The 22229-nt window shown below is 53.0% G+C and carries 20 protein-coding genes and 1 tRNA gene; 6 read left to right on the top strand and 15 right to left on the bottom strand.

Translation table 11 applies throughout. The features are described from left to right. Window positions 1–296: 296 nt before the first annotated feature. Complete coding sequence (locus ACT3UM_RS19765; protein WP_498901691.1) at window positions 297–1253, bottom strand: permease; 957 nt, start codon at window positions 1251–1253, stop codon at window positions 297–299. A gap of 100 nt (window positions 1254–1353) precedes the next feature. Here ACT3UM_RS19765 and ACT3UM_RS19760 point away from each other — a divergent pair, with 100 nt between their 5' ends. After that, entirely contained in the window at window positions 1354–2232 is an 879-nt protein-coding gene (locus ACT3UM_RS19760; protein WP_498901688.1) for a LysR family transcriptional regulator, read from the top strand. A gap of 193 nt (window positions 2233–2425) precedes the next feature. On the opposite strand, the gene ACT3UM_RS19755 is transcribed toward ACT3UM_RS19760, so the two are convergent. From ACT3UM_RS19755 to ACT3UM_RS19740, 4 genes are all read right to left on the bottom strand, one after another. Continuing rightward, window positions 2426–3193: a hypothetical protein gene (locus ACT3UM_RS19755; protein WP_498901687.1), complete on the bottom strand. Its 768-nt coding sequence runs from the start codon at window positions 3191–3193 to the stop codon at window positions 2426–2428. Window positions 3194–3287: 94 nt separating this feature from the next. After that, the gene (locus ACT3UM_RS19750; RefSeq protein WP_498901685.1) at window positions 3288–4640 is read right to left on the bottom strand and encodes a nucleotide-binding domain-containing protein; all 1353 of its coding nucleotides are present in this window, start codon (window positions 4638–4640) and stop codon (window positions 3288–3290) included. A 2-nt stretch (window positions 4641–4642) separates the two neighbouring features. Then, a complete protein-coding gene (locus ACT3UM_RS19745) occupies window positions 4643–5182 on the bottom strand; it encodes a Pycsar system effector family protein (protein WP_498901683.1) in 540 nt (179 codons plus the stop codon). A 358-nt stretch (window positions 5183–5540) separates the two neighbouring features. Next, entirely contained in the window at window positions 5541–8153 is a 2613-nt protein-coding gene (locus tag ACT3UM_RS19740; protein ID WP_498901681.1) for an AAA family ATPase, read from the bottom strand. A 337-nt stretch (window positions 8154–8490) separates the two neighbouring features. Between ACT3UM_RS19740 and ACT3UM_RS19735 the strand changes: the two genes are divergently transcribed. Beyond that, window positions 8491–8688, top strand: a complete 198-nt coding sequence (locus ACT3UM_RS19735) for a helix-turn-helix domain-containing protein (RefSeq protein ID WP_498901679.1) — start codon at window positions 8491–8493, stop codon at window positions 8686–8688. Between the two features lie 176 nt (window positions 8689–8864). Here ACT3UM_RS19735 and ACT3UM_RS19730 read toward each other — a convergent pair. Together ACT3UM_RS19730 and ACT3UM_RS19725 are read right to left on the bottom strand one after the other, a co-directional pair. Then, window positions 8865–8955 (bottom strand) — tRNA-Ser (locus tag ACT3UM_RS19730). Window positions 8956–9004: 49 nt separating this feature from the next. Continuing rightward, window positions 9005–10711, bottom strand: coding sequence for a potassium/proton antiporter (locus tag ACT3UM_RS19725; protein ID WP_498901677.1), 1707 nt, complete (start codon window positions 10709–10711; stop codon window positions 9005–9007). A gap of 152 nt (window positions 10712–10863) precedes the next feature. Between ACT3UM_RS19725 and ACT3UM_RS19720 the strand changes: the two genes are divergently transcribed. After that, complete coding sequence (locus ACT3UM_RS19720) at window positions 10864–12030, top strand: ABC transporter substrate-binding protein (RefSeq protein WP_498901675.1); 1167 nt, start codon at window positions 10864–10866, stop codon at window positions 12028–12030. A 40-nt stretch (window positions 12031–12070) separates the two neighbouring features. Continuing rightward, complete coding sequence (locus ACT3UM_RS19715; protein ID WP_498901673.1) at window positions 12071–13456, top strand: 3'-5' exonuclease family protein; 1386 nt, start codon at window positions 12071–12073, stop codon at window positions 13454–13456. A gap of 35 nt (window positions 13457–13491) precedes the next feature. Here ACT3UM_RS19715 and ACT3UM_RS19710 read toward each other — a convergent pair whose 3' ends face one another. The 3 genes from ACT3UM_RS19710 to ACT3UM_RS19700 all read right to left on the bottom strand — a co-directional run bounded on the left by ACT3UM_RS19710 (window position 13492) and on the right by ACT3UM_RS19700 (window position 17117). Beyond that, window positions 13492–14295, bottom strand: coding sequence for an alpha/beta fold hydrolase (locus tag ACT3UM_RS19710; protein ID WP_498901671.1), 804 nt, complete (start codon window positions 14293–14295; stop codon window positions 13492–13494). Window positions 14296–14336: 41 nt separating this feature from the next. Continuing rightward, on the bottom strand, window positions 14337–15005 hold the full coding sequence (locus tag ACT3UM_RS19705; protein ID WP_498901669.1) for a 7-cyano-7-deazaguanine/7-aminomethyl-7-deazaguanine transporter: 669 nt from the start codon (window positions 15003–15005) through the stop codon (window positions 14337–14339). Between the two features lie 186 nt (window positions 15006–15191). Beyond that, on the bottom strand, window positions 15192–17117 hold the full coding sequence (locus ACT3UM_RS19700; RefSeq protein ID WP_498901667.1) for a propionyl-CoA synthetase: 1926 nt from the start codon (window positions 17115–17117) through the stop codon (window positions 15192–15194). Window positions 17118–17415: 298 nt separating this feature from the next. Between ACT3UM_RS19700 and ACT3UM_RS19695 the strand changes: the two genes are divergently transcribed. Next, window positions 17416–17736, top strand: a complete 321-nt coding sequence (locus ACT3UM_RS19695; protein WP_008956925.1) for an ArsR/SmtB family transcription factor — start codon at window positions 17416–17418, stop codon at window positions 17734–17736. Window positions 17737–17752: 16 nt separating this feature from the next. On the opposite strand, the gene sohB is transcribed toward ACT3UM_RS19695, so the two are convergent. Next, complete coding sequence (sohB, locus tag ACT3UM_RS19690) at window positions 17753–18796, bottom strand: protease SohB (RefSeq protein ID WP_035579424.1); 1044 nt, start codon at window positions 18794–18796, stop codon at window positions 17753–17755. Window positions 18797–18999: 203 nt separating this feature from the next. Between sohB and ACT3UM_RS19685 the strand changes: the two genes are divergently transcribed. Then, on the top strand, window positions 19000–19311 hold the full coding sequence (locus ACT3UM_RS19685; RefSeq protein WP_035579427.1) for an SCP2 sterol-binding domain-containing protein: 312 nt from the start codon (window positions 19000–19002) through the stop codon (window positions 19309–19311). A gap of 25 nt (window positions 19312–19336) precedes the next feature. Here ACT3UM_RS19685 and nudC read toward each other — a convergent pair whose 3' ends face one another. From nudC to ACT3UM_RS19665, 4 genes are read right to left on the bottom strand one after another with little or no spacing between them, the layout of a single operon-like run. Then, a complete protein-coding gene (nudC, locus tag ACT3UM_RS19680) occupies window positions 19337–20119 on the bottom strand; it encodes an NAD(+) diphosphatase (RefSeq protein ID WP_498901664.1) in 783 nt (260 codons plus the stop codon). Then, window positions 20112–20849: a DNA polymerase III subunit epsilon gene (gene dnaQ, locus ACT3UM_RS19675; protein ID WP_144812751.1), complete on the bottom strand. Its 738-nt coding sequence runs from the start codon at window positions 20847–20849 to the stop codon at window positions 20112–20114. The genes nudC and dnaQ overlap by 8 nt, the downstream gene beginning before the upstream one ends. Next, complete coding sequence (gene rnhA, locus ACT3UM_RS19670; protein WP_035579432.1) at window positions 20849–21319, bottom strand: ribonuclease HI; 471 nt, start codon at window positions 21317–21319, stop codon at window positions 20849–20851. Before rnhA ends, dnaQ begins: the two co-directional genes overlap by 1 nt. Beyond that, window positions 21312–22199: a class I SAM-dependent methyltransferase gene (locus tag ACT3UM_RS19665; protein WP_498901662.1), complete on the bottom strand. Its 888-nt coding sequence runs from the start codon at window positions 22197–22199 to the stop codon at window positions 21312–21314. The genes rnhA and ACT3UM_RS19665 overlap by 8 nt, the downstream gene beginning before the upstream one ends. Between the last annotated feature and the right edge of the window lie 30 nt (window positions 22200–22229).

Here is a 22229-nt window from a genome sequence, read left to right as displayed (position 1 = left end):
GACGTCGTGTTCTATGATTGAATGAACGTGCTGGCACTTCTTTCTGGCAAATTTAGCCTGCCAAATTTTCAGAGGACTATGTTTCTTCGAATTATTAATTTTAACTAGGACTTATAGCCAAAATTCACGCCCCTGCTGCATTTCCAAAAATGACCGCTTTGGGTCGGCACCGTCCGTTAATTAATTTTAGCACGTAACTAGCATCAATTTAGCCACACTATGACCTTCACCTGATGAAGGATCATGACATGAAAGTTTATTCTGATATCGACGTGAAACATCGCCAGTAATCCCTTTTATAACATGACTAAATCAGTCATCCACCCCGCAATCAGCGCACCTACGATTCCAAGAGTAAGGTAAAGACCAAAAATCGCCGGACGAACAAGACTCCATACTGCAATGGCCGAGTACAAACTGATAGTAGCTCCTGACATCAAGAAGGCCATTGCAGCACCTGGTGTCAGTCCCATATCAATCAATCCTCGCAACAGTGGCAGAGCTGCATACCCTTCGATATAAAGCGGCCCACCTACCGCTACCGCTAAAGGCACAGCCAATGCACTGTCTACCGTGGTGAGAATTGAGAACCCCGTCTCTCCTAGATGTGCACGCACCATGGCTTCAAGGGTCAGAGCGAAAGCAAGCCAGCGCACAACCATGGAAAAGGTTGCTTTTGCCTCATCGATAAAGCGCGACGGTGGTGACGAATCGCACGAATTCGTGCTGACTTGCAACATCGCACCTTCTCGAACCCAGTGAGTTTGCGGCTTCCAACAACTTAGCCCCTGCATAACCGCTCCTGCAACCAGGCCAAGCAATAGCGCAGCAAGTAATTTTCCGATGGCAAATGGCCATCCGAGAATGCCTGCTGTCAGGATCAGCATGCCTGGATCGGTGACCGGTGAGGATAGCCAAAAGGCCATAGCCGCCGCCATGGGTATACCCTGACGCAGCAAGGCGGCAACCAGAGGAACACTTGCAATACCGCAAACCGGCGTTATTGCACCAATCAGGCCAGCGAAGACAATAGCGTGCCATGGGCGGCTATCTAACGTATTGCGCACTCGATCTGCGAGTTGGCTTGATGCGAGCCAACCCGCCATGAGGGCAACGAACAAAATCAGTGGCAACAGCTTGAAAAGCTCAACGATTACAGAGCGAGCTAATTCGATACTCGGCTCAGGTAACAAGGAGCCAAGAGCCAGCAGTGCAAGCGTGGCCCACCAAACCAAAGAAAAGCGTGTGTTCATGAAGAATGTTCCCTAGAACCGTTGTATAGCTATAGGGTGCTCCTGAAGGTAGAATAAGAAAAACGAATTCTATTTATGCATTGCATCAGGTTATCTGATAATGAGACATATGAGAGGTGAGTGGCTGGTCGCTTTCGTCGCTGTGGTTGAAACGGGGAGCTTTACTGACGCGGCAAAACGCATGCATCGCACCCAATCTGCAGTGAGCATGCAAATTCAGCAATTGGAATCTGCGGCAGCTACATCGCTATTAGCACGGGCACGTAGTGGAGTCATTCCCACCCCAGCGGGCGAGCGTCTCCTACCCTACGCTCGGCGTACTGCCGAGGCCCTTTATGATGCCTCTACCCTCTTCGAGGCTCCCGAACTGTCATCGGGACCATTGCGAGTCGGCATTCCTGAAGAATACTCCGGCACCGAACTTCCCAGGCTACTGAGCCGCTTTCAACGCAGCCAACCCAAGGTCGAATTATTCGTGCAGTGTGCCAGCAGTGATCGGCTTGAGTCGGCCATCAAAAAAGGTGCTTTGGATCTCGGACTCATTGTCGCGGACGATGAACGGCGACGCGGTGACGCGCTACTTTACGATCCGACTTGGTGGGTTATGGCAGAGGATTTTGAGTTGCCGGTCAGTGAGTCCTTGCCCCTAGTGCTTTTCGATCAAGCTTGTTGGTGGCGACAATGGGCCTTGGATCGAATGAGCGAAATCAGGCGAGAGTGGCGCATCGCTTATACCAGCGACAGCATCGCTGGCGTCGCCGCAGCGGTCCAGGCCGGGCTCGGTATCGGTGTGCTAGGGTTCAGTACGATGCCAGATGGCGTATGTCAGGTGCCTAAGAGCTTAGGGTTACCTAACCTGCCAGGATCTCATCTAGTATTGCAGCTAGCAGATGGCAATGCACCTAGGTCAGTAGAGATGGCGCGACTAATACAGCAGCATTTCACTTCAAAAGATTACTCAATAGGTGGCCGCTATTAACTTATTTCTTTGACGACTGTTTGGAATAATCGAGCAGACGGAAATTTGGTATGGTGAAACGACGGACTGGGCTAAGCCGTCGTTATCCGGCCAAAAGCGGTATTTAAGGAAGTTCTGATTAACGTTTGATTAAGGGGCGGACTTCAGCCCGTCCCAGAAAGCGAAGCGAACGATTTGAACCAGTTGTTATGTGTTACCGAGAGTAGTTGACATATCCAAAGCTATATTTATTGAGCATTTCGGTAGCTTTCTTGGCGCGCTCAGGCAGAGGGTTCAACTGCCTTTCAATATCGGTTATAAATTTTTTCGTTGCAGTCATGAAATGCTCAGGAACAGCGTGCTCTGCTAAATTTTCGAAGAAGCTATCGTGCCCAAATGTTGTTTTAAGATAAACATGTGCTCGCTGCGTTTTTCTCTGCCAAGTATATGGATAAACGTCTTTCATTTCTTCGTCCATTGCCTCGCTTGGTTGGATGATTGCAGTGCCATGAGCGAGGATGTTTCTTAGCACAAAAAGGGCGTTTACACCTTCTCGTGTGCATTTATCAGTAGCTTTTTCTAATGATATGTCAAAATAGAAAGAGTATTGATTTTTTAGATTTTCCCAGCCGCCCTGAAGCTCTACTTCGTCGCGGAATTTATACAGAAGCTGCTCAGATTTTGACGGAGCTGTTCTTCCTAACCTCTTGCCTTGCTCTACTTCTTCATTGATATCGGCAGAAAGCTTTTCGGAAATTATGCTTCTTAATGTACCCTCTAGAATTGACGCGTTAAGTACTAGCAAGGCCAAAGATTGATTGTAATTTGCGTAGTCGTGCTTGGGTGATTCTGCTTTTTTTAATTCATTGTCTTCATCGAAAACTAACGGTGTGCGGATGGATTTTGATTTCTTGTAGCCTAAAGCTAGGACTTCGTAGGCAATTAATAGTGAAGCACTTGTCTCCCATACTCGATATTTCAAGGTTAACTCCTTGTTTACACATAACGACTTGCAACATAAGACAATTTTTAGCGCAGCAAAAAATTGTTCCGCGTGCTTGCGATTGCTATATCCGTCACTTAATCATTACTCCGATCCAGTCACGAAAGAGCAATACCCCATGAGAGTCATACACTTCACATTTCATCGTATGGAGGCCTCGGTATAGTGTCGACTCTGGTATCTCGACCGCGGATACGGGGCGAAAAGATCGATTATATTTGCTTACTCTTTCTTTTTTGAGATATCTAACAATTCCCTCTTGCTCAACGTCCCTTTCATCCTCAGGTGTTTTCGGGCCGTGGTTGGTTTTTCTAAATATTACTTTAAGTGGAAACATCATCCTGTTGTTTGTTCTTGAACGAACAACGAAAGCTAAAGAAGTACTTGGCTCTAAAAACCTCGAAGCAGATATATATTCCTGTCTGCTGCTATTCTCTATCGAATAGCATTTATAAGCTATTTCCGCATGATTCTTTACGGAGCCGTTACAAATTTTCTCCCTAAAACTTCTGGGAAGAGCAGAGAACTCTAAACTCTTATCGTAAGATAACTGCCTCATTTTGTAATTCAGCGGATTACCGTCGGTATCCGTAATATTTGGACTTACTACCGGCAAACTCTCTTTGTCGCCTCCACGGCCACGAGTTTTTATCTTAGAATATTTCTCTGGCCAGTAGACAAAATCCAACAAACCCTGCCCAAGCATTGTTTGGTTCTTTCCTGCCAATCCTTGGAGTTTGGATGCCATATCGACCGGAAGCCCAGTCGCCGAAACCTCACCTACATTCCTGTATCCAAAACTTCCCCATAAGACCTCTTCATCATCTCCAAAATCACAGCCTACCCTAAAGCCAAAATCTTTCGCATCCAATCCTTCTCTTTCCATCCAAGGCTTAATGCTGCCTTCCAAGATTGCCCTTAAAGTTATTGAACAGTTTATTGCATCTGCTACGGCATCTTCTTTTTCTGTAGAGCTACCGCCAAAAAATGCCATGACGGCGTCACCCATCAGTCTATGTATGTGTCCGTCAAAAGACCTAATAGTTTCAACGCAGGTTTGAATTACAGCATTTTTAAATTGGTAGACAAACTCCAATGGGTACAGTAGCGACAGTCTTGTTGACCCTTTAATATCAACAAAAATTGTGCAGGTATAATGTCTCTGCGTGATCTTTGTGCCCTCAAGAGATATAAAATCTGGGTGACTCCCAATTGGTGAATTATTTACATCGGGTTTGCCAAAAATTGGTCTGATTTTCGCCTGAAGCAGAAATTCTTCTTGCGGCCCAGAGGGTAAGCTAGAGAACTCTTCACTTATTTGCCTCGAGTCCAGTGCCTCCATAGATTCTGATTTAGCAACAGCGATAGTTGAGCGATTTTCAACCGACTTAAATATCTGGTCAAACGTATTCTCGAGATTAACCATGTTCAGTTAACTCCATTCAATATCAACAATAACAATGAAACAGTAAGCGTGGGTACAACACCATAAACAGAGATATTCACTGCGATCTTCAATACCCTAAACTTCTCATTTACAATTTCCGCAACCATAAAGGTCTGCTTAGATAAATCCTCAAGAATCTCCTCAGGTGTTGCCTCTTTGATTTTCTTAGCATATCCATCAGCTCCGTTATCAGTAGCAAGGACATCACCAAAGAAGATCATAGATTTGTAACTTTTATCTGTATTGGTATTTGGAAAAACCACCCGAAGTAGATTTATTGCTGTGAAAATTGATAATAATATTGTCAATACAGAAGACGCAGATGCAATGTGATATAAATAATGACAATCAGACTCGGATTTTTCTGTGAGAATTATTCGTATCGATAAACCAAGTATGATCGCAGCAATGAATGACATCAGCAGGCCGACCTTAAAGTTAGTAGTCCCAATATAATGGTCATACCTTTTTATGATGTCGAATAAAAACGAGCACTTGTCGTCAAAAGCATCTTCTTTCAATTCAACCTCCTTAATCTATGGTGAGCGAAGATATAACAGTTTTATTCATGCGCATGCGCGTTAACATTATCACCAGTCTCTAAAAATTGCGCATAAGCATATAAGTTATGACTATAAAGAATTGTTTTATATGTATTTGCAAGATTACCCTTCGGAAATACAAGTCTTCACGTTGCAGAACTTACCAGTAAAAACGCATTGTGAGCCAGGAACTCCTATTCTGCAGATGGCCGCTTTGGGTCGCTAGCAGCGACAGTCGGCCAGAAGCGGCCCGATCCCAGCAGGCCAAGAGGCAGCACTTTTAGGAGCGATTAGTCTGTATCCCAAGCTGCCTGCGTGGCAGTGTCCAGGTTACAGTTCAGCTGGCGGCAGCCTCCTTGGCACGTTTATCGAAAGCTTTGATCCAGTCCAACATAGCTTGGACATCCACCAACAGTTCATCCGGATCGGGTAGCCAAGTCGGGGTCTCCGTTGGTTGAGAGTGCTCGAACGCGGAGTATTTGGTCATCATCCCGTTGATCATGGCGCAATCTTCAGAGGTGATGGCGTTCAAGCTTTTCAGCTTACCAAAGGTGTGGATCTCACGACGGTAGCGATTGATGATGCCGGAGCAGAGGTGATCCTCGACTGATCGCTCAACGAGGATACGGAAGTTGCTGCATGCATCCTTCAAGGCGAGCGCTCTTAGTGGGGCATCATACTTTTTGATAGCCCCGATACTGCTGATCATTTGGCCAAATCCAGCCTTTGGCTTGAGTGAGAACACGTCGATGGTTGCAGGCATGCCAGTGCTAGCGCCGTCACGCCCGATAGACTCAACGTGGACATCCACGGGCGAGAGCCCGACTGCTGGCCTTTGCGCAGCAGCGTTTCCAAGGAGCACCATCAACGACAGACGATGGGTGAACACGATCACCTGACGGTCTTTGGCTAGGTCTACTAGACGTTTCGCGACGGCCTCCTCATAGCGTTGGTCCAGCGACGAAATCGGGTCGTCAAAGATGACTGGCAGTCCTCGATCCGAACCGGTAGCATCGGCTAGAAACGCGGCCAGCGCCACGATCCGTTGCTCGCCTTCACTCAGGATCTCGCGGTTTTTCACGGGTGTAATTGCGCCTTTCAGCTCGATGTAGAAACTGTAGACTCCTTTACCTGCAGCCCGGTGGTTCATTCGCACTGGAAGCACACTGCCCCCAAGTGCTTGAAGCTCTGCGTTGAATCGGTCGCAAAAGCCCTTCGCCAACTCCGTTTCGCCGATCGCATTGCTTTTTATCGTGAGCGCTCTGGTCTGGGTAAGCTGGATAGCGGCTTCGATCGTCGCCACGCGCTTGAGGCGCACAACTTCGGCTTTGACCGCTTCGATCTGACCGGCAAGCCATTCCTGGGCTCGAAGCTCGCGCAAACGGGTCTCCTTCTGGGATCGCCCTCCAGGATCCAACAGGGTTGCTAGCGCATCACGTTGGGACGTTGTTGTTGCCACAGCATGGCCAAGCGCGTCCGTCCAAACCGACCAAGTTACAGGTGGGACGTCAGCCAGATCCGTGGCGCTACTCATTGCCTTGAGCCTGGCGTCTATCTCATTGGCAAGCGCGCTGGCTTGCTGGGTGTCGAGACCGACGGCACTACACTGCGATTGCCATGCTGGCTCGGCGATTTTGTTAGGGAGTGACTTCGTCAATGTGACCAGGGCATCTTCAGCGGCTTTTGCCTCCGTCTGCAGAGTATCGTTGAGATACTGCTCGAAGCTTGTCAGCCGTTCTTTTCCTTCGGGTTCGAGCGGTTGCTGGCATAGCACGCAGCGCGCACCCTCTCCCACATGCGGATAGGCGTGATCCGGGTAAGCCGAGGCGGTTGAATACGCCTTTGCTGCTTCCCACAAGGTCTGCCAGACCGAGTCTCCGACGCCCACCAAAGGCAAACCGTTTATGAAGGACGTCGCGTATGCGGTGGCCGCTTGGCGCTTTCTAATCGAGATCTTGCGTGCCAAGATGAGGGCTTCTGCTCGCTCGTTGCCCAAACTTTCCATCATGCCCGAAACGCTCTCGCTCAGCTTATCCAATCGATCTAAATCACCCACGGTCTTGGCATGGGCTACCGCAGGGTTTGGCTGAGCGAGTGCTGTCTCTAGCGCGAGGCGTTCCTGAAGAAATGCGTCGGAAAAGACACAAGCCTTCCCGATCTCGTCATCGCTAAGGTTCGGCTTTAGTCTTTGAAGATAAGTGGCCGCCGATGTCTGCGCATAGTCTGGTGGAACTACCGGAAGCTGGCTGATGAGCTTGTCAGCACGAGCCTTCAGGCGATCATTGACGCTATCAGAAATCCTAATTAGTACGCCGACAAAGCGCATAGCGCGGGGAAGGTGGGTGGCGGTGCTTGCAGTGTCCCCAAGTTCCAGTGCGGTGGCAGAATCGAAGACCGGCACCGCGTTGAGTTTGGGGTGTGGCCCGGCGACAGCCTCCCACTGGAGTTCACTCGATATCGGGCTGTCTTCGTTCGAACTGAGTGTGGTGACCCTCACCTTAGTAGAGGCGATCTCGGTTACATCATCGAAAACGTTGCTGTGTATTGTCCCTTTCGCACGCGCGCCACAAATATGCTTCATCAGCCGCGCATAGCCTGACTTGCCTGATCCATTAGCACCGTAAACGACGGCCATGTGTCCTTTGGAAAGATCCAAAGAAGCATCCGCGCCGATGGCGTTCACCCCGCGGATGGTCGTCAAGGAATCGATCCGCAACGCACCAGCGCCAGTGGTTCCGAGAATAACGCCGGGGGCCAAAGCAGGATGCGTTGCATCCAAGGTCTTGGCTGCCTCTGCCATACAGTGGGTGGTGAGGGCTTTGAGCTCATCTTCTGTAGGCATGCGCCTGTTCTTGATGAGCCCATCCGCTGCCATGCGCAACCAACTGGCGCGAGTATTCAGCCAATCTTCCAGCTTAATGGGCACAGCCGCAGTGTCTTTCTTACTCATAAATGACATGCTCCATGTTCGGCTATGTGCCAGAAAGGCAGCGCGCCCCCTTCTCATATGAAACTTGGTCACACTCAAGGGTAAGGGAACGCTAGTGGAATTTGCCCTCAAAACCTGAGAGATATTTACAGGCCGAACTAATAACCAGGATGCCTCGACTGCAAACGCCCACCGGTACTGCACGGTAACAACCAACAATTTGGGCAGTCGTGGAACGGATTAACTTTGGCGGTGCGACTTCCGCTATGGGTCGTTTCCAGCCAAATCCAAGCACTCACAATTCTTAAGATAACAGTATCTGAAGGAATAGCGGCTGTCACCACTCATGTGCATAGGCATGAAAAATCCATTGAAAAAGGCGGCTGAAAATCTCCATCGCGTGGGCATCTCTCAAGGTGAGTTTGCTAAGCTGCTGAGCGTAAGCTTTTGCAAGCTTCACGGCTGGGAACACGGCCGCCGTGTGCCTACTGGCGCTGCACAGACACTGCTACACGTCGATGAAAAACATCCTGAAGCGTTGGCTGACCTCTTTTAATGAGATTAGGAAATCGCAGTATGCGCAACCCAAGGGCAGAGGTGGTTCAGAATTCCCAGACACACTCTGGACACAGTGGAAGACCCATACATTTAGTAGAGGGGCTAATAGGAAGAAAACGCAGTGCCTAGAACGAAAAAAGCCCCTGACAGAATCAGGGGCTTTTCGAGATAAGGTGGCGGAGGGACAGGGATTCGAACCCTGGATAGGCTATTAACCTATGCCGGTTTTCAAGACCGGTGCATTCAACCGCTCTGCCATCCCTCCGGCTTATGGGTGCGTATACTAACAGCTTTTCCTTGGAAGTCAACGCCTTTTAGTACAAACGTAACCCGACGCGGGTAATCTTTCCGCCTTCCATATCGCTGACTACCCAATGGATGCCGTGCCAGTCTACGTCGTCCCCGACCACCGGGTGGCCGCCCACGCGCAGGGCAATAAACTCCGCCAGGGTCATGCCTTGCTCACCGGGGCTGAGCGTTAGGCCATAGGCTTGGGCGATATCCTGCATTTGCGCGCTGCCATCCAGAGTAAAGGTACCGAAGAAGGCGCGCTCCTGCTTGAGCTTGGCATCGCCATTAAATAGTCGGTTAAGCGCGTACAAGTCCTCTGAGCGGCCGATCACACAAATCACATCGCCCAGCTTTAAGCGCGTGCTGCCCTTGGGGTGCAACATGGCGTGGTCGCGGAACAGCGCCGAAATCAAAGCACCTGATGGAAAACGCAGCAGCCGGATGGGCACATCCTCTAAATCCTGGTTCTCGACCCCGTACACAAACAGCTCAAAGTCGTTTTCCGGCAAGATGCCCAACGGGCCGCGTCGGTTAGGCACGGTGCCTACCGGCACTTCCACCTTCAACCATTTGGCCATCAGTGTCAGCGAGCCGCCCTGGATCAGCAGCGACATCAACACCACAGCGAAGGCCACGTTAAAGTAGAGCGAGGCGTTTTCGACCCCACCGATAACCGGGAAAATCGCCAGTACGATAGGCACCGCCCCTCTCAAGCCAACCCAGGCGATAAAGAAGGTTTCCCGCCAGCGGAATTTGAAGAACGGTTTGATGGTGATCAGTACGGCCAGCGGGCGGGCAATAAAGATCAGCGCCAGCGCCACTAAACCCGCGGGCAGCGCCACGTCCCATAGCTCACTGGGGGTGACCAGCAGGCCAAGCACCAGGAACAGGCCGATTTGACTTAGCCATGCCAAGCCATCGTGCACTGGCAGAATAAAGTTGAGGTGGCGCCCGGGTTGGTTACCAATCATTAAGCCGGCAAGGTAAATCGCCAAAAAGCCACTACCGCCCAGTACGCTGGTTAAACCGAACACGCTGAACCCCAGTGCCAGCGCTAACATGGCGTAAAGGCCCGGCGCTAAATCGAGCCAGCGAAGCAGCTTGGCACTCAGCCAACCGCCCCCCAAGCCAACAACCAAACCAATACCAAACTGGGAAATGAAAAACAGTAGGGTTTGAACGGGGCCACCAATATCCCCCACTAACAGCTCGACCAGCATCAGGGTTAAGAAAATTGCCATCGGGTCGTTGGTACCCGACTCAATCTCCAGCGTTGCTCCTACCCGCTCGTTGAGATTAACGCCGCGACCGCTAAGCATGGAGAAAACAGCCGCGGCATCGGTGGAACCTACAATGGCGCCAACCAGCAGGCCCTGAATGATGGTTAGGTCAAAAATCCACATTGCGATAACGCCAACAATGGCGCTAGTGATAAAGACCCCAAAGGTGGCAAGAGAGAGCGCGGGTTTGAAACCTACCCGGAAGGTTTTGAGGCGGGTACGTAAGCCACCGTCTAACAAAATCATGGCAAGCGCGAGGTGGCCAATGGCAAAGGCCATGGAGTAGTCGTCAAACACGACGCCCAACACGCCCTCTTCCCCTGCCAGCATGCCTAGCCCAAGGAAGATCAGCAGCAGCGGCACACCCATCATCGACGATAAACGGCTGGCCAGAATACTGAGCGCCATTAGCGAACCGCCTACCAAAAAGAACATATAAATTGCGTCCATGACTCTCCGTCTCTACATCAATACAGCGCTATTATTGCATGTAACCGTTGAATTTACTGTCTCTTCTCCGCGCCCTCTTATTGTCAAAGGGCTGGTCAGAAGCTTTCCCAGGCGGCTACACTTCGCCGTTACGACCTCTGGAGTTACTGACTATGTTGCGTTGCCTATCACGCTGGTGGCACCCTATTCTATTGAGTCTCATCGTTACCTTACTGTTTTCTAATTCAGTTACTTACGCTAATGAAGAGCGCGAAGAAAGCCCTCAACAAGAGAGCTCTGAACAAGAGACTCCTCAAGAAACGAACCCGCTGACGCTGGATACAGACGTCGAGGTGCCGGAAGCGTTTTGGCGAAACATTGACAGCGAAAGCGAAGAGGAAGTGCCCACCATGGCGCAAACTCCAGCACCGCCGCTTGAGCCTCCCCCGGTTAAACGCGTGACGCTGATGCTGGATTGGTACTTGAGCCCGCAGCATGCGGCCTTGGTGATCGCTAAAGAGCGAGGGCTTTATGCTGCCCAGGGGCTTGAGGTGGACATTCAGTCACCGGCCGACCCTTCTATCGCCATCAAGCTGCTAACCGCAGGCGAAGTCGATTTGGCGTTAACCCGTCAGCCGCTGCTTCACCTGCAAGTCCATAATGGCGCGCACATCACCCGGATCGCGACATTGATTGAAACGTCGTTAACAGCGGTGATCGTGACCGGTGAAGAGCAGGCAGAAACAGACAGTACCCTGGCGGGGTTACACTACGGTTATACCACCGGTGAAGGCCGCGATCTGAGCATTCCGCGTTTACTGCCCCGCTCGGTGCAGCAAACCGATGATTTTACGCCACCGGTCAACCTGCACTTTGATCCCATCCGGGCGATACGTGAAGGCCAAATTGACGCCGTCGCCGATGGCTTTTACCACTACCTTCCCCAGCAGTTGGCGACTGAGGGTATTAACACCCACGTCATTCGCTTCGATGAGTTAGATATTCCACGCAATGACGGCTTGGTGGTGCTGGCGAATAGCGATACGCTTGCCCGCCGCGCTGATACTTGGTCTCGCTTCGTGCTGGCCCTTGAGCAGGCGAGCCACTGGATTATTGACAACCCTGACGCCGCCTGGGATCTACTGGTTCGCGCGCACCCTGTACTCGACAATGACATTAACGCCAACGCCTGGGAGGATATTCTACGCCGTATGGCATTGAGCCCTGCAGCGCTGGACAGCCGACGCTATGCTGGCTTTGAAACCTTTTTGCAACAAGCGGGCATTATTGAAGACACGCTGCCAGTATCGCGCCTGGCGGTAAATCCCCACACTCTATAACCACGTATTGATAGCTCTTTATCCACGAACATGGCGGCCCATGAGCGAAACAGCTTTAATTTTTGTTGATGTTGAGACTACTGGCACCCGCGCGACGCGGGATCGAATCACCGAAATAGCCGCCCTTAAAGTCATCAATGGCGAGCTGATTGACCGCTGGTCGAGCTTGATCTATCCGGAGTGCAAGGTACCCGCGCAGATCACCCAGCTGACCGGGATTCGCGACGACATGCTTGTTGATGCGCCACGCTTTGCGCAGATAGCCGAGTCGCTTCGAGAGTGGTTGGGCGACGGGCAATTAGTGGCCCACAATGCGCGCTTTGATTACAGCTTTCTGCGCAACGAATTTAAGCGTGCCGGGCAGGATTTCCGTACGTCGTTGATATGCACACTACGGTTATCAAGACGGATAGCGCCCCAACAGCGTCAGCACAATCTGAAAGCGCTGCTTAACCGCTACAGCATTACACCCACCCGCCACCACCGTGCCGGAGACGATGTGGATGCACTGTGGTCGCTGTGGAAAGCATGGCAGGCAGAACACAGCGACGAAGCGTGGCAGCGCCTGCTGGGCGATGAACGCCGCCACCGCACGCTACCTGCCCATCTGGATAGCGCCCAGTTGCAAGATTTGCCCGCCCGCCCTGGCGTCTACCTGTTTTATGGGCACAACCGGCTGCCCCTGTATGTGGGCAAAAGCGTCAACTTGCGCAGCCGTGTACTAGGGCATTTTCAACGCGACCACCAGGACGACAAAGAGATGCGCCTCGCCCAGCAGGTGCAGCATATCGAGTGGGAAGAGACCGCTGGCGATTTAGGCGCTCAGTTGCGTGAGGCGCAGCTGGTTAAAACGTTAATGCCGATTATGAACCGGCAGCTACGCAAACAGCGCAAGTTAACTACCTGGCACTGGGCGGAGGAAGCCGACCACCCTGAGTTGCTTAGCGGTAACGCCCTGACCCAGCCTCTAGGCGGCACGCTGTATGGCTTGTTTCGTAATGCGCGGGAGGCCAAGAACGCATTGCGCGCCATTGCTGAAGAGCAGCAGCTCTGCCCTCGGGTGCTGGGGCTTGAAAAAGGTAAGGGGCGCTGTTTTGCCAATCAGGTGGGCAAGTGCCGTGGGGCGTGCAATGGCCAGGAGTCGATAGCAGCGCATACCCAGCGGGCGCAGGCAGCGCTAACCCAGCTTCAGGTCAACGTGTGGCCCTGGCCGGGCAGTATTGCTATTGAGGAGAAGTCAGTAGGCGCTACAGCGTCTGCATGGCATGTCGTTCGCCAATGGTGCTATCTGGGCAGCGCGACCAGTTTTAACAACGCGCAAATGCTTGCGGAAACGTCCGCAAGCTTCGATGTGGATAGCTACCGAATTTTGAACCGTTTCTTGCGTTATCCAGAGCAGCACGGCTTAACGGTCACTCCGCTCTGATAAGGCAGCGCTTGTTTGTATGACTGTGCGTGCATCTACTGGGCGTCGACGAACGCCTCGACCGCCTGCTGAAAGGCATCCGGCTGATCGGCGTGTAGCCAGTGACCGGCATTTTTAAGCGTTACCACACGCGCTCGGGGCAGCACCTCGCGTAGTGCAGGCAACATGTCGTCAGCCACGTAGTGGGAATCGCTGCCACGCAGCACCAGCGCTGGGCCATCGTAGGGCTGCTCGCCATCCGGCACGCCGATAATGTCGCCATACCCACGCTTGATCTCATCTAAACCTACCCGAAGCGCCATCACGTTATCGTCATTGCGCACCAGATTGGTGGCTAAGAACAGCCTTGTGGGCCGGAAATCCACATGCTCGGCCAGCAGATCGTCTGCGTCACGACGATTTTTGGGCTGCCCCTCCCGCACGTTTTCCAGCGCGGCAAACACATCATCGTGGCCGTGCTCATAAGCGACCGGAGCAATATCAGCCACAATCAGTGATGCGACCCGCTCGGGCGCAAGGCGCGCCAAGCTGATCGCGACTTTGCCACCCATGGAGTGCCCTAGCACGTGAGCGCGCTCAATCGAGAGCTTATCAAGTAGCGCTATAACGTCATCCGCCATGGTCGCGTAACGCATCCCTTCTGCATGGGGCGAGCGGCCATGGTTACGCAGATCCAGCGCAATCACCCGGCGGCTGCGCTGCCACACTTTCAAGTGCGAACGCCAATTATCGGCACTTCCCAGCAAGCCATGAATCACCACCAGCGGGGTGGTATCTACGGCGGCTTCTTCGGCGGGCATATCGATAAAATGGAGATCAACGGTGGCAACGTCAGTCATGCTAGCTCCTAAGCTTTGCGGTCTCTGTGATGTTTACGCGATTACGCCGTGCGGGGCTCGGCGTCCACCTGGCCTGTCCAAACCACCAATCGGCGGGTTAACCAGGCAAGCAGCAAGCCATACAGCGGGAGGAAAAACAGCAGGCTGATAGCGAGCTTGATCGCATAGTCGACGGCGGCAATTTCGATCCAGTTGGCGGCCATAAACGGGTCTGGGCTGTTATAGAACGCCGCCGAGAAGAATGCAAAGGTATCGGCCAGGTTACCCAGCACCGTTGAGCAGACCGGCGCCACCCACCATGCCCACTGGCGCAAGCGGTCAAACACCTGAACATCCAACAACTGGCCGATCACATAGGCCAAGAAACTAGCCAGTGCGATACGGGCAACAAACAGATTCCACTCCGACAGCGCTTCAATACCGGCAAAGCTGCCACGGGGAAACACCACTGAGACCACATAAGAGACCAGCAGCGCGGGTAGCATCACGCGCAGAATAATCGACCGCGCGGGCCCTTTACCAAACAGACGCACGGTTAGATCGGTCGCTAGAAAAATAAACGGAAAGCTGAACGCACCCCAGGTGGTGTGAAAACCAAACAGCGTAAACGGCAGCTGAACGAGATAGTTACTGGCGGCAATAATGCCGATATGGAAAGCCACCATCAACATTAGGCAACGGCGGTGCTGAGTTTCACTCAATGCAAACATACGGGTAGACCTTTTTTTAATAGCGAAGAGGGGTTAGGGAACCCTCGGGGTAGTAAGCGCATCGCTACATCAACGTTGATAAAGCTGGCGCTGTTCTGGGGAGCGCATTATACGGCTTCTGTGGGGTATTAAAAGTCGGCTAATGAAAGCCGCCCTCAATCTCGGGCGGCTTGGGCCTGCCAAACGTCAATCCAGCGGAGTGGCTCTGTTCGCCGCGCCTACCGAGCGCTCACGCATGGCGGCGTGAACATCCGCCAAGCTGGTGGGGTCATCAATAGTGGAGGGAATAGCAAACTCTTTGCCGTCGGCAATCGTGCGCAGCAGCTTGCGCAAAATCTTACCCGAACGGGTTTTGGGCAAACGATCTACCACTAACACCTGCTTGAAGCAGGCAATCGGGCCAATGTGTTCGCGAACCCGCGCAATCAGTTCGGCTTCTAGTGTGGCTTCATCACCATCAAAGCCATCTTTGGGAATCACCAAGCCGATTGGCAGCTGCCCTTTCAGATCATCATGAATCCCAATTACAGCGCACTCGGCCACCGCTGGGTGGGCACCGACCACCTCTTCCATTTCCCCTGTTGAAAGCCGATGACCCGCGACGTTAATCACATCATCGGTGCGGCCCATAATAAACAGATAGCCCTGCTCATCAAAATAACCGCCATCGCCGGTTAAGTAGTAACCGGGGAACGCTGCCATATAGGCGCTATGAAAGCGCTTTTCGTCCCGCCAAACGCCGGTCAAGCAACCCGGAGGCATGGGCTGTTTGATCACCACACTGCCCTGCTCCATGGGTTTGGCCTGCTCACCGTCGCGATTAAGCACCTGTACATTAAAGCCGGGAACCGGGAATGTCGCTGACCCCGCCTTGGTCGGCGTTGACTCAATGCCCGGTAAATTAGCGGCAATCGGCCAGCCGGTTTCGGTTTGCCACCAGTGATCTATCACCGGCACATCCAAAAGGTCATCCAGCCAATGAAATGTAGGAGGATCAAGGCGTTCACCGGCCACGTAAAGGTGCTTCAAGCTGCTGATATCATAGCTCTGCAGCAATTTGGCATCGGGGTCCTCTTTCTTAATCGCGCGAAAGGCGGTGGGCGCGGTAAAGAAGCTCTTAACCCGGTACTCTTCAATCAACCGCCAAAAGCTGCCTGCATCAGGAGTTTTTACCGGTTTTCCTTCGTACACTACGGTGGTGCAACCCACTAACAAAGGCGCATAAACAATATACGAGTGCCCGACGACCCATCCCACGTCAGAGGCGGTAAAGAATACGTCGCCGGGCTCCATGGCGTAGATCGCCTGCATCGAATAAGCCAGCGCCACCGCGTAGCCACCCGTATCGCGCATAACCCCCTTGGGCTTTCCAGTGGTACCCGAGGTATAAAGGATATACAGCGGGTCGGTGCCCTTTACCGGGACACACTCTGCAAACGGCGCCTTGGCGACCAGCGTTTCCCAGTCATGATCGCCTGCCCCCAGTTCAGCACGGTGTGCTGCGCGTTGATAAACCACACAGGCATCCGGCTTATGGGCGCTTAATGCAACGGCTTGGTCTACCATTGGCTTATAGGGCAACACCTTGCCCAATTCGATACCGCAGGAAGCGGCAACCACCACTTTAGGTTCGGCGTCTTCGATGCGTGCCGCCAGTTCATGGGGGGCAAAGCCCCCAAACACCACCGAGTGAATGGCGCCAAGACGAGCGCAGGCGTACATAGCCACCAGGGCTTCGGGGATCATCGGCATATAGATGATCACACGATCCCCCTTGGTGACGCCTAGCTGGGCCAGCGCCCCCGCGAAGTACGCCACTTTGTCGCGCATTTCGCGGTAGGTAATGGTCTGCTTGGCCTGTGCAGCAGGCGAGTCCCAGAAGATCGCCGCCTGGTCACCGCGCCCGTTTTCGACGTGGTAATCCAGCGCAGCGTAGCTAAGATTCATTTCACCGTCGCTAAACCAGCGTGCATGTTTTTGTGCAGGGTGCTGGCCATCAAAACTGAGTATGGTTTGCGGCGGCGTGTACCAGGGAATACGTTTGGCCTGCTCGGCCCAAAACGATTCCGGGTGTTCGATGGAGCGTTGGAAGGTGTGTTGGTAGCGGCTCATGGTGTCCCTATCTTTTTTGTAGTAGCAATCAAAAAGGATTGTTGACACTTTACAAAGGAAACCGACGCCTCACCCTCATACTATGGGCTAAATAGCGACTAAAGCGCTAGACAGCCCCGGACATTGTCGACAAGATGGCGAACAACTACCATTGATTAATCGTTAAACAGCAGCTTGGACAAAACTCGCTAAATTACTGATCATTAAACAACTTAATCCTCGCGACGCGACGATGCCTCGACAACGTATAACAATGCTTATAAAACGCTGATGTAACAGTGTAGGCAAGGAGAACTTTATGTCTGCTTCTACAAGCGCCGCTACACGCCTGCTTGAACATAACTGTCGCGCGATTGAAGCGGGAACCAACCTGCTTAAAGCGTTGGCCAACGAGAAACGGCTGCAAATACTCTGCCTTCTTGCCGAGAAAGAACTGTCAGTAACGCAAATTAATCAACAACTTGCGTTAAGCCAGTCGGCACTTTCTCAACATCTGGCTATTTTGCGGCGTGATGAGCTTGTCGATACCCGGCGGGAGTCACAAACGATCTATTACTCATTAAGCAGTGAAAGTGCCAAGGCAGTAATCGCCACCTTGGCACACCATTACGCTGCCTGATGTTTTAAGGTTAATCTCAGCGCCGCTGCCACCCAGCGGCGTCGATGACACCCAGCGCTTTCAGCGCCGCTTTTTCGATCCCTTCCGACACGGCCAAGCCCAGTTTCCGACTGACGGTTTTAGGTGCTTCTAGTTTCACTAGGAAGACTTGCGCCTCGGTCATGCGTTCAACTAAATAGGCTTCGCTGGTACCTACGCTGTCAACCAGCTGTTGGGGCAATGCCTCGCTGCCGTACCAAATCTCGCCCGTAGCGAGTGTATCGATATCCATGGTGGGACGCCGTTCTGCCACATAGCTTTTAAATAAGCGGTGAGTATTCTCTAAATCCTCTAAGAACTTTGCTTTGCCCTCTTCGGTATTTTCACCCAGCACGGTCAATGTGCGCTTGTATTTACCGGCGGTAAGCAGCTCAACGTCAACATCGTGGCGCTTGAGCAGGCGGTGAATATTGGGGACTTGTGCCACCACGCCGATAGAGCCAATCACCGCAAAGGGCGCGGCCTTAATATGCTGTGCGGTACACGCCATCAAGTAGCCACCGCTTGCTGCCACCTTATCGATACACACCGTGGTGGTCAGCCCTGCCGTGCGCAGCCGGTCTAACTGGGCGGCTGCCAGGCCGTAGGCATGCACTAGCCCACCCGCAGACTCAAGGCGCACCACTACCTCATCCTGTTTAGCGGCAACGTCGATAATAGCGGACACCTCTTGCGCAAAATGCTCGGTTTGGGAGGCTTTCAGGTCGCCGTGGAAGTCGAGCACCCAAACCTGCGACGCTGGGGCAGCATCTTGCTCCGATTTATGCCCCTTTTGGCGCTTTTTATCTTCGCTACGAAATACTTTCAGCAGCTTTTTACGCGCCCCCGGCAAGGTAGCAGCCAGCCGTAAACGCCGACCACGGCGGCGGCGCTGATCGTTTAGCGGCTCGATAGTGAGCTTCAGGTCACTCTCTTTGTCTTGCTTGGTGCGCGCAATCAGCAGCAAGCCAACGCCTATCAGCGCCATCACGATAGTGGTTTGCACAACAAAGGTGCCTATTTCTGCTACCCATTCACTCATTGACGTTCTCCATTTAGAGGGTTGATTCCTTTATGACGTGTACTTTGGCATATACCTGATCGGGACAGTGCTTGATTGGAACGCACGTATGAAATAACCTCGCTTGCCTTTGCGATTGCTTATAGTGGCGGCGGTCGCTAGCCTTAGTCCCATCGACTTAAGATCATCTGCCTAAGCTCATCTACCTAACTGAGAGATATGTTATGTCAAACACTACCCTTGAGAAGCTAAAAGCGCGTTTCAGTCCGCAAGCAGCAAAGGGCATGAATGAAGTTTTCCAGTTTCACTTTACCGATGCTGGCAGCTACTACTTAAACATCCAAGATGGCACGCTGGACGTACAAGAGGGTGAGCACGACGATCCTTCTGTCAGCTTAAGCCTAACCACTGACACGCTGAAAGGCATTATGAGTGGCGAGATCAATGGCATGACGGCCTTCATGACCGGCAAGCTAAAAGCCACCGGCAATGTCATGTTGGCCACAAAGCTCACAAGCCTATTCCCTAGCGAGTAATGGCGATATCGGCACGCGGCGCCGTTTACTCGCGCCAGCGTGCCAAATGCGTTTCGATCAACTCGCGGGATATCGAGTAAGGCGGCGGCAGAGAGGGCAACTGACGGGGTGAAAACCACGCCGCATCGCTAATCTCTACCCCGTCGATACGAATGCGCCGAGTGGTCGCTTCAGCAAAATAGCCAAACATCAGCGAGTGCGGAAATGGCCACGCCTGACTTTGGTGATAACGCAGTTGATCGATATGCACGCCCACTTCCTCAAACACCTCGCGGTGCACCGCCTCTTCCGCTGACTCCCCTGGCTCGATAAAACCTGCCAAGGTGGAGTAGCGCCCGGGTGGAAAGCGCGGGCCACGGGCAAGCAGCATCGCTTCCCCGCTGGTTACCAGGGTGATAATGCACGGGGAAATACGCGGATAGTTGCGGTGCCCGCAGGCGTGGCAGTGCATCGCGAATTCCGCTGTGAGTTTGGTGGCCGGTGCACCACAGCGTCCGCAGAAACGATGGTTCTCTAACCAAGCACCTACCTGTAGCGCCGTAGAGAGCAGGCTAAACCAGGCGGTGGAGAGCTCGCTCATCCACTGGCGACCGTCAATCCAACCGCTTCCGGCCTGGGGCTCAACGAGCAGCGCCACCGGCTCGTCATCCCAGTAGCAAAGTGGTTGCATCTGCTCTGTCCAGGGTTGGTAGGGTTGCAACGGCGTTAACGCCTCGCTGCCGTTTAGCGGTGCAGGCGCCAACAGGCTGCGCGATAGACGAATCACCCGCCCGGCTTGTTCATGATGGGGAATTTCTCGCCTAAGCATCGCTCGCCGCACCCTCAAACCAATGCAGCTTATGCGCCTCGCACTTGGCCTTATGGGCCGCTTGTTCTTCGTCGGTTGGGCGCACCACGCGCAGTTGGCCAGGCGTTAGGGAGACACGCTGAATCGACAGCCCTTCATTGGAGGTATCCGCCTGCTCTTGTTCCGCGGCACTGGCCGCGTCTAAGGTCAGCGCGGTTTGCCCACCGGTCATCGCCAGGTAGACCTCAGCGAGAATCTCAGAGTCTAACAGGGCGCCGTGCAGCACCCGGTGGCCATTGTCGATATCGTAGCGTTTACATAATGCGTCAAGACTGTTGCGCTGGCCGGGGTGCATTTTGCGCGCCATAGTCAGCGTATCGAGTATTCTACAATGATCGCTGACGGGCCCCAACAGAGGGGATTTACGCTGCCGATTCAACATGCCCAGCTCGTGGTCAATAAAGCCCACATCGAAGGGGGCGTTATGAATCACCAGCTCTGCGCCTTCGATAAATGCCCAAAACTCATCGGCAATTGCAGCGAATACCGGCTCGTTAGCGACTCTGGCGTCATCAATCCCGTGAACGTCGACAACTTCAGCGTCAATGTGCCGCTCGGGGTTGATGTATTGGTGATAAGTGCGACCAGTGAAGCGTCGATTGACCATTTCAATGGCACCAATCTCGACCAGGCGATGGCCATCTTTGGGGTCGATACCCGTGGTTTCAGTATCTAAGATCACCTGACGCATCATGCTCTCCTCTTTTGGTGCTCATCAATCGCTTCGTTGGCCAACGAGTCAGCGCGCTCGTTGCCTGGATGGCCGCTATGCCCTTTTACCCAGTGCCACTCGACTTTATGGCGCTGGGTCTCTTCGTGCAGGGTTTTCCACAGCTCGGCATTTTTGACCGGCTGCTTGGCAGCGGTTTTCCAGCCGCGCTTGATCCAGTTATGAATCCACTGGGTGATACCCTGGCGAACATACTGGGAGTCCGTCCATAGCGCCACTTCACACGGGGTATTAAGGGTGCGCAGTGCCATGATCGCCGCCATTAACTCCATGCGGTTATTAGTGGTATCCGCCTCATAACCTTTCAAGGTTTTCTCATGCTCGCCACTCGCCAGCACGACACCCCAACCGCCGGGGCCTGGATTGCCACGGCACGCTCCATCGGTATACACCGTTACCCGGGGTAGATCTCCGGCCGCCTCTTTAGTCAAACTCTTGATCCCCTGGTTGAAATGAAACAGTTTTGCGTGACTTAGTTTTAAATGGCCCGGTTTTTTGCGACTCAGGTTCATGCCTTTTAGCGGGAGCCACTTGAGTCGGATACTCTTGATAAGACGAGTAATGGGCAGATGTGCCTGAGCGGGTAACACCCAACGACGCCGGGGATGCCGGTGCCTTCAAGCCAAATTTCAGGCGCTGCACCGGCGCTTGGCGCTGCTGTCGGCGTGCCTGAATCATATAACTTTCGCCCAACGGCAGGTTATGCCGCCGCCCTAACGACTCCCAATATTCACCGCACTTGGCATTCATCCGCCCCCGAAAGCAGCAATAGTCTACCCGCTCCACCTCAAAGTCGACAAACGCCAACCAGTCGCGCAGGCGGCTAGCGGAGCGCCAGCTACCGTTCCAGGGAAACGCCTGCTGCCCCTTTCGCAATTGCCGGGCAAGCCCGCTCACACCGATAGGGTTAAAACCAAACAGCACCATAATGCCGTTATCGGCGGTCACCCGTGCGGCCTCCTGAAGCGTGAAGTGGGCATCGGCTAAATGCTCAAGCCAGTGGTGAATGACCATTACGTCCAAACAGCGATCCGGCACCGCAAGCTGATCCGGCGGACATATTAAGGTGCTATCGGTATCGGCTAACTGACGCGTAGGCGACCAGCGTATGGGGTGTGGAATGGCCGACATGGTCATCAGTGTCGGCCCCATGCTCATTTCCAAGCTGTGGCCGCCCACCCGCGATTCCACCACGGGCCCTAAGCAGGCGCGCTGAGTTTCCCAAAGCGAACGCCCCGCCTCTGTTTGCCAATAAGGCTGGCTACTTTGTAAGCGCTTAGCCAGTGTCGTGGCCGTCGTCGAATTTGACATGAACAGCGCTTCCCTCCACAGTAACGGCTT

This window comes from Halomonas sp. AOP13-D3-9 (assembly GCF_052379125.1).
GTDB lineage: Bacteria > Pseudomonadota > Gammaproteobacteria > Pseudomonadales > Halomonadaceae > Vreelandella.
The sequence above is the reverse complement of the archived record's forward strand: the minus strand, read 5'-3'. Positions and strand labels throughout refer to the sequence as shown.

Coding starts and splice junctions, on each gene's coding strand:
- ACT3UM_RS19765 (WP_498901691.1), bottom strand. CDS start 1,253: ATGAACACACGCTTTTCTTTGGTTTGGTGGGCCACGCTTGCACTGCTG.
- ACT3UM_RS19760 (WP_498901688.1), top strand. CDS start 1,354: ATGAGACATATGAGAGGTGAGTGGCTGGTCGCTTTCGTCGCTGTGGTT.
- ACT3UM_RS19750 (WP_498901685.1), bottom strand. CDS start 4,640: ATGGTTAATCTCGAGAATACGTTTGACCAGATATTTAAGTCGGTTGAA.
- ACT3UM_RS19740 (WP_498901681.1), bottom strand. CDS start 8,153: ATGAGTAAGAAAGACACTGCGGCTGTGCCCATTAAGCTGGAAGATTGG.
- ACT3UM_RS19735 (WP_498901679.1), top strand. CDS start 8,491: ATGAAAAATCCATTGAAAAAGGCGGCTGAAAATCTCCATCGCGTGGGC.
- ACT3UM_RS19725 (WP_498901677.1), bottom strand. CDS start 10,711: ATGGACGCAATTTATATGTTCTTTTTGGTAGGCGGTTCGCTAATGGCG.
- ACT3UM_RS19720 (WP_498901675.1), top strand. CDS start 10,864: ATGTTGCGTTGCCTATCACGCTGGTGGCACCCTATTCTATTGAGTCTC.
- ACT3UM_RS19715 (WP_498901673.1), top strand. CDS start 12,071: ATGAGCGAAACAGCTTTAATTTTTGTTGATGTTGAGACTACTGGCACC.
- ACT3UM_RS19710 (WP_498901671.1), bottom strand. CDS start 14,295: ATGACTGACGTTGCCACCGTTGATCTCCATTTTATCGATATGCCCGCC.
- ACT3UM_RS19705 (WP_498901669.1), bottom strand. CDS start 15,005: ATGTTTGCATTGAGTGAAACTCAGCACCGCCGTTGCCTAATGTTGATG.
- ACT3UM_RS19700 (WP_498901667.1), bottom strand. CDS start 17,117: ATGAGCCGCTACCAACACACCTTCCAACGCTCCATCGAACACCCGGAA.
- ACT3UM_RS19695 (WP_008956925.1), top strand. CDS start 17,416: ATGTCTGCTTCTACAAGCGCCGCTACACGCCTGCTTGAACATAACTGT.
- sohB (WP_035579424.1), bottom strand. CDS start 18,796: ATGAGTGAATGGGTAGCAGAAATAGGCACCTTTGTTGTGCAAACCACT.
- ACT3UM_RS19685 (WP_035579427.1), top strand. CDS start 19,000: ATGTCAAACACTACCCTTGAGAAGCTAAAAGCGCGTTTCAGTCCGCAA.
- nudC (WP_498901664.1), bottom strand. CDS start 20,119: ATGCTTAGGCGAGAAATTCCCCATCATGAACAAGCCGGGCGGGTGATT.
- dnaQ (WP_144812751.1), bottom strand. CDS start 20,849: ATGCGTCAGGTGATCTTAGATACTGAAACCACGGGTATCGACCCCAAA.
- ACT3UM_RS19665 (WP_498901662.1), bottom strand. CDS start 22,199: ATGTCAAATTCGACGACGGCCACGACACTGGCTAAGCGCTTACAAAGT.